This window comes from Pseudomonas sp. FDAARGOS_761 (genome assembly GCF_013343155.1).
Taxonomy (GTDB): domain Bacteria; phylum Pseudomonadota; class Gammaproteobacteria; order Pseudomonadales; family Pseudomonadaceae; genus Pseudomonas; species Pseudomonas aeruginosa.
This window is the reverse complement of sequence record NZ_CP054572.1, coordinates 2,817,936-2,831,538: the sequence shown is the minus strand read 5'-3', so window position 1 is coordinate 2,831,538 and position 13,603 is coordinate 2,817,936. Positions and strand designations below refer to the sequence as shown.

Genomic DNA, 13,603 nt, shown 5'->3' with positions numbered 1-13,603 from the left:
GAAAACGATGTAGTCCTGCGTGCGGTAGGGTCTTTCGGTGATAGGTTTTTTGGTTCTAAACTTAGAACTAAAAACAATAAGCCAGAGAGGAACCCTGCCATGCCGGTTGCACACCGACTGCTGTTTTCATTGACCGCCTTGCTGGCGGCGACGGCCCAGGCCGCCGTCGACGGCCAGAAACTCTATACCCAGGGCGGCGCCAACCCGGCCGCCGCGGCCTGCGTCACCTGCCACGGTGCCGATGGCATGGGCCTGGTCGCCGCCGGCTTTCCACGCCTGGCGGGCCTTCCCGCCGCCTACCTGAGCAAGCAACTGCATGACCTCAAGCAGGGCGGCAGTCGCGAGCACCCGGTGATGAAGGGCATAGCCGATGCCCTCGGCGACGACGAGATCCAGGCGCTCGCCACTACCCTCGCGGCAATGCCGGCGCCCAAGCCGGTGGCGCTGTCGCGCGTGGCCACCCCGCACAGCCCCGGCGAGACCCTGGCGGTGCGTGGCGCCTGGGAGCGCAACATTCCAGAGTGCGTGACCTGCCACGGTCCGGCTGGCAGCGGCGTGGGGGAGGCTTTCCCGCCGTTGCAGGGGCAGGGCGAGATGTACCTGAGCAACCAGTTGCGCGCCTGGCAGCTTGGCACTCGCCGCAACGACCCGAACGATCTGATGGGACATATCGCCAAATCCCTCAGCGAAGAGGAGATCCGCAGCGTCAGCCAGTTCTTCGCCACCCTCGGTCAGGCAGGAGGCCAGCCATGAACATGCCGTCGATCCTTTCCCTGGCCGTCGTTGGCCTGCTGATCGCTCCCGTCCAAGCGGCAACGGCGCCCTCGGAGCCGTTCCAGCCGCCGGCGGAAAGCAGCCTCCCGGACAACGCCTTCGGCGAAATGGTCCGCCAGGGCCAGGCGCTGTTCGTGGAAACCCGGAAGAACGCGCCGCATCTGGTCGGCAACCAGCTCAACTGCGTCAACTGCCATCTCGAACAGGGCCGCCGGGCCAACTCCGCGCCGCAGTGGGCGGCCTACCCGGTCTATCCGGCGTTCCGCGCCAAGAACAACAAGGTCAATACGTTCGCCGAGCGCCTGCAGGGCTGCTTCCAGTTCAGCATGAACGGCAAGGTGCCGGCGGCCGACAGCCCGGAGATCAAGGCCCTGACCGTCTACGCCTATTGGCTGGCGAGCCAGGCGCCGACCGGGGTCAGCCTGCCCGGACGCGGCTATCCGGACGTGGCCCCGCCGGAAGGCGGCTACAGCATCGAGCGCGGCGCCAAGGTCTATGCCGCGCAGTGCGCGATCTGTCACGGCGCCGACGGCCAGGGCCAGATGGCTCTGGGGCAGGCGGTGTTCCCGCCGCTGTGGGGCGCGCAGTCGTTCAACTGGGGCGCGGGCATGCACCGCATCAACACCGCGGCTTCCTTCATCAAGTACAACATGCCGTTGGGCAAGCCCGGTACCCTCAGCGACCGCGACGCCTGGGACGTCGCCGCCTTCATGAACAGCCACGAGCGCCCGCAGGACCCGCGCCTGGTGGACGGTTCGGTGGAGAAGACGCGGCAGAAGTTCCATGCCAACGACGGCGTCAACCTGTATGGGCAGAAGGTCAACGGCGTGCTGCTGGGACAGGGAATCTGACCCTCGTGGCCTGGCGTCCGCAGGACGGAGACGCGGTCCGGCGGAAGCAGGTCGGCGCCTGGGTAGGGCGGATAACGCCAGCGGCGTTATCCGCCGATGCCTGGGCCTGGGTCCGGCGGATAGCCGCGGGGCGGCTATTCGCCCTACGGAGTCGGTTGGCGGGTGGGTGGGGCGCGTGGTGCCCGCGCATCACTCGCGCAGCGGCATTTCCAGCGTCACCCGCAGGCCGTCCGCGCGGCTGTCGAAGTCCAGCCGGCATTGGCAGCGTTGCACGATGGCCTGGACGATGGCCAGGCCGAGCCCGCTGCCGCCGCTCTTGCCGTGGCGCCAGAAGCGCCGGGTGAGATGCGGCAGGTCGGCTTCGGCGATGCCCGGGCCGTGGTCGCGGACGTGGAAGCGCGCGCAGCCTTGCTCGGTTTCCACCGCCAGCTCCACCCGGGTGCCGGCGGCGGTGTGGCGCAGGGCGTTGTCCAGCAGGTTGCGCAGCGCGGCGATGGCCAGCACCGAGGGGACTTCCAGCGGCGCCTCGGACAAGCCGTCGGCCAGCTTCAGTTCGAACATCCGCACGTCGCCGTGGCCGGCGTCGTGCATGGCCACCCGGGCGGCGTCCTCGGCGCTGCACTGCACGCCGTCGTCGAACGACAGGCTGCCTTCCACCCGCGCCAGCAGCAACAACTGGTCCAGCGTCCGGTGCAGACGGTCGGCGCCTTCCTCGGCGTGGGCCAGGGCCTGCTCGGCGGCGGCGCCCTCGGTCATGCGCGCGACCTGCAGGTGGGTCTTGATCGCGGTCAGCGGGCTGCGCAGTTCGTGGGCGGCATCGCCGGTCAGGCGTCGCTCGCGTTCGATGGCCTGGGCGATGCGCTGGAACAACTGGTTCTGGGTTTCCACCAGCGGTTTCAGTTCGCTCGGCAGGGCCGCCAGCTCCAGTGGCTCCAGCGAGTCGGCGCCGCGCCGGGTGAGGGCGTCGCGAATCCGCTTGAGCGGCGCCAGGCCCTGGCCGGCGCCGAGCCAGAGCAGGGCCAGGCTGCCGAGCAGGGCGACCGTCACCGGCACCGCGGCGGCCACCACCACCGAGCGTTGCAGCACGTCGCGCTCTTCCAGGCGGTCGGCGGTGCTGACCCGCAGATCGCCGGCCTGCACGGTGAAGCTGCGCCACAGCACGCCGTTGATTTCCTGGTCGCGGAAGCCGCTGGCGGTGCTGTCCAGCGCCCGCTCCGGGGTGGCATGGCTCTGCGCCAGGACTTCGCCGCGCAATGAGCTGACCTGGCAGGCCATGCCGTTGGGAATCCCCAGTTGCTCCGCGCTCAGGCGCGTGGTCTGGCCGTCCGCCGGCTGCGGCTGCGGCAACTGCTGGAGCAGGCCGGCGACCATCCGCGCCGAGGCCGCCAGGCGTTGGTCGAAGGAGCGCATCATCTGCCCGCGCAGGTCGCAGAGCATCCAGGCCGCGGCCAGCGACCAGAGCAGGATGAAGGCCGAGCCGAGGATCAGGGTCAGGCGCAGGCGCAGGCTCATGCGTCGTCTCCGTCGCCGCGCGCCGGCCCGAGGCGGTAGCCGAGGCCGCGCACGGTCTGCACGATGGCGTTGCCGAGCTTGCGCCGCAGGTGATGGATGTGGACGTTGAGGGCGTTGCTCTCGACCTCGTCGCCGAAGCCATAGACGCTGTCCTTGAGCTGCTCGCCGCTGAGGATCCGCCCGCGGTTGTTGAGCAATGCCTGCAACAGCGCCTGTTCGCGTCGCGACAGCTCCACGGGGCGACCGTCGAGCCAGGTTTCGCGGGTGCTCGGATCGTAGCTGAGGCGACCGTGTTCGATGACGTTGACGCAGCGCCCGGCGGAGCGCCGTTGCAAGGTATGCAGGCGGGCGCCGAGTTCGCGCAGGTCGAAGGGCTTGAGCAGGTAGTCGTCGGCGCCGGCCTGCAACCCGGCGACCCGGTCGGTCACCGCGTCGCGCGCGGTCAGCACCAGCACCGGCAGGTCGACGCCCTGCTGGCGCAGGCGTTGCAGCAGGCGCAGGCCGTCCTCGTCGGGCAGGCCGAGATCGAGGACCAGCACGTCGAAGCGCGCCACCTGGAGCAGCGCCTGGGTATCGGCGGCGCTGGCCACCCGGTCCACGGTCAGGCCCTGGGCGTTGAGGCCGGCGACGATGCCGCTGGCGATCAGGTCGTCGTCTTCGGTGAGCAGTACATGCATGGCGGTATCGCTGGTTAAAGGGATAGGAGTCTGAAGCGGGCGAATTAAGCCAGGATTATGCCCCGCCCGGCGCGTCGCCGGGTTTTTCCCGTGGCCGCGTTAACGGCCTGTTAATCGTCGCTGGCCATGCTGCCGCCGAGTTCATCGTAGAAGGCGTTATCCATGCGTGTGTTGATCCTGCTCCTGATGCTCCTGCTGCCGGGCCTGTCCCAGGCGCAACCGGGCGACGACCTGTTCGCGCCGCGCGGCGCGACGCAGACGGATTTCCTGCCGGTGGAGAAAGCCTTCCGCTTCACCTGGGAGCGCCTCGACGACGGCCAGGTGCAACTGCGCTGGCAGATCGCGCCGGGCTACTACCTGTACCAGAAGCGCCTGCGCTTCGACGGACTCGACCCGGCCTTGCAGCCGCAGCTGCCGCCGGGCGAAAGCCACAGCGACGAGTTCTTCGGCGAGTCGCAGATCTATCGCCAGAGCCTGGAACTGACCCTGCCGGCGGCCGCCGCCGGACAACTGCGCCTGGGCTGGCAGGGCTGCGCCGACGCCGGCCTGTGCTATCCGCCGCAAAGCCAGGCGCTCGACCTGGGCGGTACCGGCCCTGTCGCCGCCGTCGCCGGGACGAGCGGCGAAGTCGCCGAGGACCAGGGCCTGGCTGGCAGCCTGCAGGCCGGCAACCTGGCCTGGAGCCTGTTGCTGTTCTTCGGCCTCGGCCTGCTGCTGGCGTTCGCTCCCTGTTCGCTGCCGATGCTGCCGATCCTCGCTGGGCTGGTGGTCGGCAGCGGCGCCGGCCCTCGTCGCGGCCTGCTGCTGGCCGGTAGCTACGTGCTGAGCATGGCGCTGGTCTACGCCGGACTCGGGGTGGTCGCGGCGCTGCTTGGCGGCAACCTGCAGGCCTGGCTGCAACAGCCGTGGCTGCTGGGCAGCTTCGCCGCGCTGTTCGTGTTCCTCGCGCTGCCGATGTTCGGCTTCTTCGAACTGCAACTGCCGGCGGCCCTGCGCGACCGCCTCGACGGTCTCAGTCGCGGCCGCAAGGGCGGCAGCCTGGCCGGCGCGGCCGCGCTCGGCGCGTTGTCCGGGCTGCTGGTGGGGCCGTGCATGACCGCGCCGCTGGCCGGCGCCTTGCTCTATATCGCGCAGACCGGCAATGCCCTGCATGGCGGCCTGGTGCTATTCAGCCTGGGCCTCGGCATCGGCATGCCGCTGTTGCTGCTGGTGACGGTCGGCAGCCGCTTCCTGCCCAAGCCCGGTCCCTGGATGAACCTGGTCAAGGGCGTGTTCGGCTTCCTTTTCCTCGGCACCGCCTGGATACTCCTGCGTCCGCTGCTCGGCGAGGCGCTGTGGATCGGCCTTGGCGGCGCGTTGCTGCTGGTCCTGGCCTACGCCGCGCTGCACACGGCGCGAGGCCTGGCACGGCACGCGGTGCTGTTCGGCGCGGCGGGCTGCATCTTCGGTCTCTGGGGCGCGGCGATGCTGCTGGGCGCCGCGGCCGGGGCCGACGACCCCTGGCGTCCGCTACAGGTGTATGCGGCGGCGAACCGGGGCGCTACGCCGACGGCCAGCGCGCATGAGGCGTTCCTCACGGTGAGCCAGCCGGCCGAGCTGGACCGTCAGTTGGCTGCGGCCAAGGCCGAGGGACAATGGGTGCTGCTCGACTACTACGCTGACTGGTGCGTGTCCTGCCGGATCATGGAGAAACAGGTGTTCGCCAAACCCGATGTGCTCGCCGCCCTGCAGGGCGTGCGCCTGCTGCGGCTCGACGTGACCGCGGACAACGCCGCCAGCCGCGAGCTGCTGCGCCGCTACCAGGTACCCGGCCCGCCGAGCCTGATCTGGATCGGCCCGGAAGGCGAGGAGCGCCGCGCGCGCCGGTTGACCGGCGAAGTCGACGCCGGCGGCTTCCTCGCCCATTGGCAGGCGACCCGGGAGCGCGGCTGATGCTGAGTTTTTCCCTGGGGCCGCTGGTGGTCTCGCTGCAACACCTGCTGCTGTTCCTCGCCCTCGGCGCCGCGCTGCTCGGTGGTTGGCTGGCGGCGCGCGGCGGCGGGCGCAACGCCGAGCCGGTGCTGTTCAACCTGTTGTTGCTCGGCCTGCTGGTGGCGCGCCTGGCCTTCGTGGTGCGCTACTGGCCGCAGTACCGTGGCGACTTCGCACAGATGCTGGATATCCGCGATGGCGGTTTCCTCGCCTGGCCAGGCCTGCTCGCCGCCGTGCTCGGCGCGCTGTTCTGGGCCTGGCGGCGACCGGCGCTACGTCGCTCGCTGGGTGTCGGCGCCAGCCTCGGGCTGGCGTTCTGGCTGCTTGGCAGCCTGGGCCTGGGCATCTACGAGCGCGGTACGCGCCTGCCCGAACTGAGCCTGCGCAACGCCGCCGGCGAGTCGGTGCAACTGGCCGATTTCCGGGGCCGCCCGCTGGTGATCAACCTCTGGGCCAGCTGGTGCCCGCCGTGTCGGCGCGAGATGCCGGTGCTGCAACAGGCGCAGGCGGAGAATCCCGACGTGGTGTTCCTCTTCGCCAACCAGGGCGAGAGCGCCGAGACCGTGCGCCATTTCCTCCAGGGCGAGAACCTGCGCCTGGACAACCTGCTGTTCGACAACGGCGGGCAGCTTGGCCAGCAGGTCGGCTCGGTCGCCTTGCCCACCACCGTTTTCTACACCGCCGAGGGCCGCCTGCTGGGCAGCCATCTCGGCGAACTGTCCCGCGGCAGCCTGGCGCGCTACCTCGAAGCCTTCGAGCCGGCCGCTGCCGCCCCCGCAACCAGGAGTTCCGAATGAGACTGCCGCGCAACCTGATCACCCTTGGCCTGGGCCTGACCCTCCTCAACGCCGGCCTGGCCACGGCGGCGGAGGAGCTGCCGGCGCCGATCCGCATGGTCCAGGAGAAGGGCGCCCGCATCCTCGGCAGCTTCGACGCCCCGGATGGCCTGCGCGGCTACGCCGCCGAATACCAGAACCAGGGCATGGCGCTGTACCTGACGCCCGACGGCAAGCACGTACTCACCGGCCACCTGTTCGACGCCCAGGGCAAGGACCTCAGCCGCGAACCGCTGGAGCGCCTGGTGTATGCGCCGCTGGCCAAGGAAATGTGGCAGAAGATGGAGCAGAGCGCCTGGATCGCCGATGGCCGTGCCGACGCGCCGCGCGTGGTCTACCTGTTCAGCGACCCGAACTGCCCGTACTGCACCATGTTTTGGGAGCAGGCGCGGCCCTGGGTGGACGCCGGCAAGGTGCAGTTGCGGCATATCATGGTCGGCATCATCCGCGAGGACAGCGAAGCCAAGTCCGCCGCGCTGCTGGCCAGCAAGGACCCGCAGAAGGCCCTGCACGACCATGAGCAGGCGGGCAAGGCCAGCACCCTGAAGCCGCTGGCGAAGATCCCGGCGGCGGTGCGCAAGCAGCTCGCCGGCAACATGGAACTGATGGAGTCGATGGGCGCCGCGGCGACCCCGGCGATCTTCTATCTCAATGCCGAGGGGCGCATGCAGCAGCAACAGGGCGCGCCGCAGCCGGACCAGTTGGCGGAGATCCTCGGTCCGCGCTGATCCTCCGGGCCGGCGCCGAGCCGCCGGCCATCTATACTCCCTGCGTTACGCCAACCCAGCGGAGCGAGGGCCATGGACGACGCATTCAGCGAGGAAGGCAGCGCGCAGCCGCGCCATGACGCTCAGCGTCCGGCGCTCGCTCCGCGGAGCGACGGTTTCGACATCCACACCTACCATCCCGACTTCGTCGCCGATCCCTATCCGCTGTTGCGGCTGATCCGCTCCCGTGCGCCGGTCTGCCGCGACCAGGCCTCGATCTGGTGGATCAGTCGCTATGCCGATGTCTCGGCGTGTCTGCGCGACCGCCGTTTCTCCGCCGACCCCGCTCGCCTTGGCGCCGCCGGCGTCCGCCAGGGCGGCGCCAGCTGGTTCGGCCACCAGCAATTGCAACCACTGGCGCGCTTCTACGACAACTTCATGCTGTTCAATGACGCGCCGCGGCACACCCGCCTGCGCAAGCTGTTCGCTCCGGCCTTCGGCCCCGACGCCGTGCGCCGCTGGGAGGCGTGCATCGAGGCGCTGGTGGAAGAGCTCCTCGACAGCTTGCTGGAGCGCCGCGAGCCCGATCTGCTCAGGAACTTCGCCGAACCGCTGACGATCCGGGTGGCCGCCGAGCTGTTCGGCTTTCCCCGCGAAGACACCGGGCAACTGCTGCCCTGGGGCCGCGACCTGGCCGCCGGGCTCGATCTCGCCGCCAGCCACGGCGATGCCGGGCAGATCAACCGCAGCGCGGCCGCCTTCAGCGACTACCTGCAACGCCAGGCGCGCGGCTGGAGCGATGGCTCTTCGCGCCCGCCGTCCGGCGCGGCGCCGAGCATCCTCGACGGCGCCGCGATGCTGGAGGCCGGACTGGGCCTCGAGGACCTGGTAGCGGCCTATGCCATGGTGTTCATGGCCGCGTTCGAAACCACCATCAGCATGGTCGGCAACGCTACGCTGGCGCTGCTCACCCATCCCGACCAGCTCGACCTGCTGCGGCGGTGCCCGGAGCTGGCGGCGAACGCGGTGGAGGAACTGCTGCGCTTCGACGGCGCGGTGCGCGGCGGCGTGCGTTGCACCCTGGAGGAGGTGGAGATCGGCGGCCAGCGGATTCCGCCTGGAGAGAAGGTCTGGCTGAGCTTCCTCGCGGCGAACCGCGACCCGGAGATGTTCGCCGCCCCCGACCGCTTGCAATTGCAGCGAGCGAACGCCAAGCAGCACGTGGCGTTCGCCCATGGTCCGCACTACTGCCTGGGCGCGTACCTGGCCCGGCTCGAATTGCAATGCGCATTGCGCGGCCTGGTGCGTCGCCGTTTCGCCCTGGCCTCGGAACCGGCGGACCTGCGCTGGCGGCGCAGCTCGGTGTTCCGCACCCTGGAGCGCTTGCCGATCGTCCCGGAAGGCGACGCTCAGAAGACCTGCGAGTAGCGCAGGATCAGCCGGCTGCCCTCGCTGCGGTTGCGTGCGCCGTATTCGTGATAGGCGTTGAGGAACAGCCGCGACTTGCCCCAGCCGAACATCAGCGCCGGGCCGATGGCATCGACCCGCTCGCGGGAGTCCGGGCGGTCGTGCCCGTCGACCCGCTCGTCGGTGATCTGTCGCAGGCTGTAGCCGGACAACCCGAGCCGCCAATGCGCATCCAGCGCCAGCGATACCGAGTAGTTGGCGTGGAACGCCTGGCCCGGTTGCAGGTAGTCGTCGGCCAACGGCGGCGCCGGGTCGCGATTCTTGCCCGGCAACAGGTACTGCAGGCGAGCGCTGGCTTCCCAGCCTTCGGCGAATTCCCAGGTCAGCGCGTAGTGCGGGTTGAAACTCCAGTGGTTGCTGCCGGGATTGATCGCCCGATGCCTGTCATAGCGCCCGGTGGGTAACTGGAAGGCGAGGTTCAGGCGCTGCCAGTAGGGCCGGCCGAACAGCTCGGTCTGCGGCCATTGCAGGATGAACGGACTGACGATCAGGTTGCCGAGGCCGTTGGCGCTGCCAGCGTGGGGTTCGAAGTCGGGATCGGCGAGCAGCACCGGGACGAGGATTTCCGCGCCGTAGTAGGCGCCGAACAGCTGGTGCTGGCTGATGTGGGCGAAGTGGCTGGTGGCGAGCAGGGTGCGCAGGCGATTGTCGAGCGGGCGCCGGTGACCGTTGGCGTCCATGAAGTCGTCGGCCTCGTAGATATTCACGAACTGCTGGAACAGCGTGCCGGGCAGGGCCTTGCCGTCGAGGAAGGAGGTCTGGCCGAGGTTCATCCCCGGCAGCGCGGCGATAGCCTGGAACGAGGGCAGCAGCAGGGGCAGGGCCAGCAGGCTGGCCCGGGTGCGGGTGGTCATGGGCGTGTCCTTCTTGTTGTTGTTTTCCACGGGGCAGCGCGTCAGTCCGGCAGGTAGTCGGGCTGGCGCTCGGGGCTGGCGTGCTGGAAGGCTTCGAGCGCCAGGCAGCGCCCCTCCAGTTCCAGCAACGCCGGGTAGGGCGCCAGGTCACAGCCCATGCGCCGGGCGTTGGCCAGTTGCGGCACCAGGCAGCACTCGACGATGCCCGCTGCGGCGCCGGCGAAGAAGGCGCCGCGACGGTGTCGGTTCAGCAGGGTCTCCGCCGCCGCCAGGCCCTCGGCGACCCAGTGCGCGTACCAGCGCTGGCGGTCCTCGGCGTCTATGCCGAGGACCTGGGTCAGGTATTTGAGCACCCGCACGTTGTTCAGCGGATGGATGTCGCAGGCCACCAGCAGGGCCAGTTCCAGCGCCTGGGCGCGATGCAGTGGGTCGAGAGGGATCAGGCGCGGTTCGGGCTGCACGGCGTCGAGGTAGTCGATGATCGCCAGCGACTGGCTGAACCGGCGGCCGTCGGCGTCGACCAGGGTCGGCAGCGCGCCCATCGGGTTGCGCTGGCGGTCGGCCGGGCGCAGTTGCTCGCCCTGCCGCAGGTTGACCGGCACTACCTGGTAATCCAGACCTTTCAGGGCCAATGCGATACGCACCCGATAGGACGTGGAGCTGTTGAAGAAGCTGTAGAGCTGCATGGGAAGTCCTGTTCAGAGAGTGACGGAAGAAGGCCTGGCCCGGCGCCGGCCCAGGCGATGCACGGCCACGGCGGCGAGCAGCGCCGGGATCACCAGCAGGGCGAGGATGCCGCTGAAGCCCAGGCCCAGGCCGAGCAGGGCGCCGCCGCTGAGGGAGCCGACGATCGAGCCGATGCGGCCCAGGCCGAGGGCCCAGCTGACCCCGGTGGCGCGGCTGCGGGTCGGATAGAAATCGGCGGCCAGGGCGTTGGCGCCGACCTGCGAGCCGCTGATGCAGAAACCGACGCCGGCGACGCACAGCGCCAGCAGGGCGAAGCTGTGGTAGAGGCTGGCGATGCCGAGGATGAACAGGGCGCCGCCGACGTAGGCCAGGCTCAGCACCCGGTGCGCGTCGAAGCGATCCATGGCGCTGCCCAGGAGGAGTGCGCCGAGGGTGCCGCCGAGCTGGAACATGGCGCTGATCGTCGCCGCCTCGCCGAGACTGAAGCCGGTGCCGCCGATCAGCGTCGGCAGCCAGTTGGTCAGCAGGTAGATGATCAGCAGGCCCATGAAAAAGGTGGCCCAGAGCAGCAGGGTGCCGCCGCGCAGCTCGGCGCCGAGGATCTGCCGCAGGGGCGAGGTGCCGTCGGACTCGTCGGCGGGCAGTTCGAGGCGCCCGGCCCAGCCGTCGGGCAGGCGCCCCAGGCGTTCGAGGATGCGCCGCAGGCGCGCCGCGTCCGGTGCGCGGCGGGCGAGGAAGCGCACCGACTCCGGCAGGCATGCCCAGAGCAGCGGCAGGCTCGCCAGGGGCAGGCCGCCGCCGAGCAGCAGCACGCTTTCCCAGCCCAGCGCCGGGACCATCCGCGCGGCGAGCAGGCCGCCCAGCGCCGAGCCGAGGGTGAAGCCGCAGAACATCGCGGTGACCATCAGCGCGCGGTGCCGGCGCGGGCAGTATTCGGAGGTCAGGGTGATCGCGTTGGGCATCGCCCCGCCCAGGCCGAGGCCGGTGAGAAAGCGCAGAAGGGCCAGGGTTTCCACCGAACCGGCGTAGGCCGAGGCAAGGCTCCAGCCGCCGAAGAACAGCACCGAGAGCAGGAGTACGCTCTTGCGTCCGAAACGGTCGGCCAGCGGGCCGGCGGCGAAGGCGCCGAGGGCCAGGCCGGCCAGCGCGGCGCCGAGGATCGGGCTGAGTTGCGCCGGGCTCAGTTGCCAGTCGTGGGCCAGGGCCGGGGCGATGAAGCCGATGGCGGCGGTGTCGAATCCGTCCATGGCGACGATCAGGAAGCACAGCGACAGGACTCGCAACTGGAAGGCGGAAACCGCCTGCGCATCGATGAAAGCCTGGACGTCGATCTTGTTGTTCTTGTCGGGCGTAGGCATGAGCGTTCCTCGGCCGTCGCCGCGGCGACGGCCCGGATGAAGGGCAGGGTGGGCCCGCGCCGTGCGCGGGCGGTGGGTCAGACCACGCGGACGCTGAGTTCGCCGAGGCCGTCGATGGCGCCGAGCATCCGCTCGCCGCGCTCGACCGCGCCGACGCCTTCCGGGGTGCCGGTGAAGACCAGGTCGCCGGGGCGCAGCTCGAAGAAGCGCGACAGGTAGCTGACGGTTTCCGCCACCGACCAGATCAACTGGTCGATGTCGCTGCGCTGGCGATCCTCGCCGTCGACCTGGAGGCTGATGGCGGCGTGGCGCGGATGGCCGACCTGGCTGGCAGGGTAGAGCGGGCCGATCGGCGCCGAGCGGTCGAAGGCCTTGCCGATCTCCCAGGGCCGGCCCATCTCGCGCATGCGCATCTGCAGGTCGCGGCGGGTCATGTCCAGGCCCACCGCGTAGCCCCAGACGTGTTCCTCGGCCTGCTCCAGGGGGATGTCGCAGCCGCCCTTGCCGATCGCCGCCACCAGTTCGATCTCGTAGTGGTAGTTGCCGGTCTGGCTCGGGTAGGCCAGCTCCAGGGTGCTGCCGGCGGCGACCGGGACCACCGCGTCGGCCGGCTTGCAGAAGAAGAACGGCGGCTCGCGCTCGGGATCGAAGCCCATTTCCCGGGCGTGGGCGGCGTAGTTGCGGCCGACGCAGTAGACCCGCCGCACCGGGAAGGTCTGGTCGCTGCCATGGATGGTGAGGCTGACGGGCGCTTCGGGCGCGAAGAGATGGCTCATGGGACGGGTCCTTCAGTGGGCGAGGGGGTCGCGGGATTCGCGGGATTCGCGGAGGATGCCGAGCGCCTGCTGCACAGGACGGTCGGAGAAACTGAACAGCACGCAGTCGGTGGCGCCGGCTTCCAGGCGCAGCTCGGCCCAGGAGGGCACGACGAACAGATCCTTGGCCTCGAAGGCGAAGCGCCGGCCGCCGATCTGCGCCACGCCGCTGCCTTCCACCACCGAATAGACGCTGGCGTCGGTGCTGCGCGCGGGCTGGCCGAGGAAGCCGGCCGGCAGCAGTTGCAGGCAGGTGGCGATGGTCGGCATGGCCCAGCCGCCGGTGGCCGGGTTGACGTAGCGCAGCTTGTGGCCTTCCCAGGGATCGGGCCGTTCGAGGCGCGCCAGGCGCTCGAGGGCCTCGCGGCTGCGCGCGTAGGGGTAGCTGAACAGCGGCGAGGTCGGCGTCGTCGGCTGGTGGCGCAGCGGCAGCATGTTGCTGCCGTAGCGGGCGAGGCTGTCGCCTTCGCCACGTCGCAACGGCTGCACCGGTTCGCCGTAGCTCTCGGCGAAGGTGGCACCGAAGAAACGCAGCATCGGGATGTCCAGGCCGTCCAGCCAGACCACCGGCTCGCCGCCTTCCGCGGCGGCGCGGTTGCCGTGGTCGTGCCAGGTCCAGGACGGGGTGATGATGAAGTCGCCCGGCTCCATGCGGGTGCGTTCGCCGTCCACCGAGGTGTAGGCGCCGTAGCCCTCGACGACGAAGCGCAGGGCCGACTGGGTGTGCCGGTGGCTGGGGGCGATCTCGCCCGGCAGGATCAGTTGCAGGCCGGCGTAGAGGCTCGGGGTGATCGCCGACTGGCCGGGAAGGTCCGGGTTCTCCAGCACCAGCACGCGGCGCACCGCTTCCTCGGCGCTGATCAGGTCGCCTGCCTCGAGCAGGAACGGGCGCAGTTCGCGATAGCGCCACAGCGCCGCCTGGCAGCCGCCGGCGGGTTGCGCCGGGACCAGGCTGTGCAGGGCTTCCCAGAGCGGGGTGAGGTGCTGCTGGCGGATGCGTCGATAGAAGTCGGCGCGCTTCTCGGTGGAATTGTCGTTATGCATACCGATGAATCTCCGGCGGGAGGAGGCGGGGCCGCCTCGGTCTGGTAGTC

General features: G+C 70.1%; 13 protein-coding genes. 6 read left to right on the top strand and 7 right to left on the bottom strand.

The annotated features are described in order from the left end of the window. The first annotated feature begins 99 nt into the window (after positions 1 to 99). Both FOC67_RS12960 and FOC67_RS12955 read left to right on the top strand, forming a co-directional pair. Positions 100 to 753 (top strand): cytochrome c, encoded by a 654-nt coding sequence (locus FOC67_RS12960; RefSeq protein WP_009314166.1) that lies wholly within the window; start codon positions 100 to 102, stop codon positions 751 to 753. Beyond that, on the top strand, positions 750 to 1,625 hold the full coding sequence (locus FOC67_RS12955) for a c-type cytochrome (RefSeq protein WP_009314167.1): 876 nt from the start codon (positions 750 to 752) through the stop codon (positions 1,623 to 1,625). The genes FOC67_RS12960 and FOC67_RS12955 overlap by 4 nt, the downstream gene beginning before the upstream one ends. 189 nt (positions 1,626 to 1,814) lie before the next feature. Here the strand turns inward: FOC67_RS12955 and FOC67_RS12950 are convergent, their stop codons facing one another. Both FOC67_RS12950 and FOC67_RS12945 read right to left on the bottom strand, forming a co-directional pair. Then, positions 1,815 to 3,137: an ATP-binding protein gene (locus FOC67_RS12950; RefSeq protein ID WP_009314168.1), complete on the bottom strand. Its 1,323-nt coding sequence runs from the start codon at positions 3,135 to 3,137 to the stop codon at positions 1,815 to 1,817. Further along, on the bottom strand, positions 3,134 to 3,814 hold the full coding sequence (locus tag FOC67_RS12945) for a response regulator (RefSeq protein WP_003103570.1): 681 nt from the start codon (positions 3,812 to 3,814) through the stop codon (positions 3,134 to 3,136). The genes FOC67_RS12950 and FOC67_RS12945 overlap by 4 nt, the downstream gene beginning before the upstream one ends. A gap of 162 nt (positions 3,815 to 3,976) precedes the next feature. Between FOC67_RS12945 and dsbD the strand changes: the two genes are divergently transcribed. From dsbD to FOC67_RS12925, 4 genes are all read left to right on the top strand, one after another. Beyond that, complete coding sequence (gene dsbD / locus FOC67_RS12940; RefSeq protein WP_009314169.1) at positions 3,977 to 5,746, top strand: protein-disulfide reductase DsbD; 1,770 nt, start codon at positions 3,977 to 3,979, stop codon at positions 5,744 to 5,746. Next, complete coding sequence (locus FOC67_RS12935; RefSeq protein ID WP_003089792.1) at positions 5,746 to 6,582, top strand: TlpA disulfide reductase family protein; 837 nt, start codon at positions 5,746 to 5,748, stop codon at positions 6,580 to 6,582. Before dsbD ends, FOC67_RS12935 begins: the two co-directional genes overlap by 1 nt. After that, the gene (dsbG, locus tag FOC67_RS12930) at positions 6,579 to 7,349 is read left to right on the top strand and encodes a thiol:disulfide interchange protein DsbG (protein WP_003089790.1); all 771 of its coding nucleotides are present in this window, start codon (positions 6,579 to 6,581) and stop codon (positions 7,347 to 7,349) included. The genes FOC67_RS12935 and dsbG overlap by 4 nt, the downstream gene beginning before the upstream one ends. Before the next feature lie 72 nt (positions 7,350 to 7,421). After that, a complete protein-coding gene (locus FOC67_RS12925) occupies positions 7,422 to 8,756 on the top strand; it encodes a cytochrome P450 (RefSeq protein ID WP_009314173.1) in 1,335 nt (444 codons plus the stop codon). On the opposite strand, the gene FOC67_RS12920 is transcribed toward FOC67_RS12925, so the two are convergent. From FOC67_RS12920 to gtdA, 5 genes are all read right to left on the bottom strand, one after another. After that, positions 8,738 to 9,649: a transporter gene (locus FOC67_RS12920; protein ID WP_009314174.1), complete on the bottom strand. Its 912-nt coding sequence runs from the start codon at positions 9,647 to 9,649 to the stop codon at positions 8,738 to 8,740. The genes FOC67_RS12925 and FOC67_RS12920 overlap by 19 nt on opposite strands. Before the next feature lie 41 nt (positions 9,650 to 9,690). Further along, the gene (gene maiA, locus FOC67_RS12915) at positions 9,691 to 10,335 is read right to left on the bottom strand and encodes a maleylacetoacetate isomerase (RefSeq protein ID WP_009314175.1); all 645 of its coding nucleotides are present in this window, start codon (positions 10,333 to 10,335) and stop codon (positions 9,691 to 9,693) included. Positions 10,336 to 10,347: 12 nt separating this feature from the next. Continuing rightward, the gene (locus FOC67_RS12910; RefSeq protein ID WP_003160377.1) at positions 10,348 to 11,694 is read right to left on the bottom strand and encodes an aromatic acid/H+ symport family MFS transporter; all 1,347 of its coding nucleotides are present in this window, start codon (positions 11,692 to 11,694) and stop codon (positions 10,348 to 10,350) included. 77 nt (positions 11,695 to 11,771) lie between these two features. Then, positions 11,772 to 12,470 (bottom strand): fumarylacetoacetate hydrolase family protein, encoded by a 699-nt coding sequence (locus FOC67_RS12905; RefSeq protein ID WP_003116882.1) that lies wholly within the window; start codon positions 12,468 to 12,470, stop codon positions 11,772 to 11,774. Between the two features lie 12 nt (positions 12,471 to 12,482). Further along, positions 12,483 to 13,553 carry a gentisate 1,2-dioxygenase gene (gene gtdA, locus FOC67_RS12900; RefSeq protein ID WP_009314176.1) on the bottom strand — a complete coding sequence of 357 codons (1,071 nt, stop codon included), beginning with the start codon at positions 13,551 to 13,553 and terminating at the stop codon, positions 12,483 to 12,485. Positions 13,554 to 13,603 lie beyond the last annotated feature (50 nt).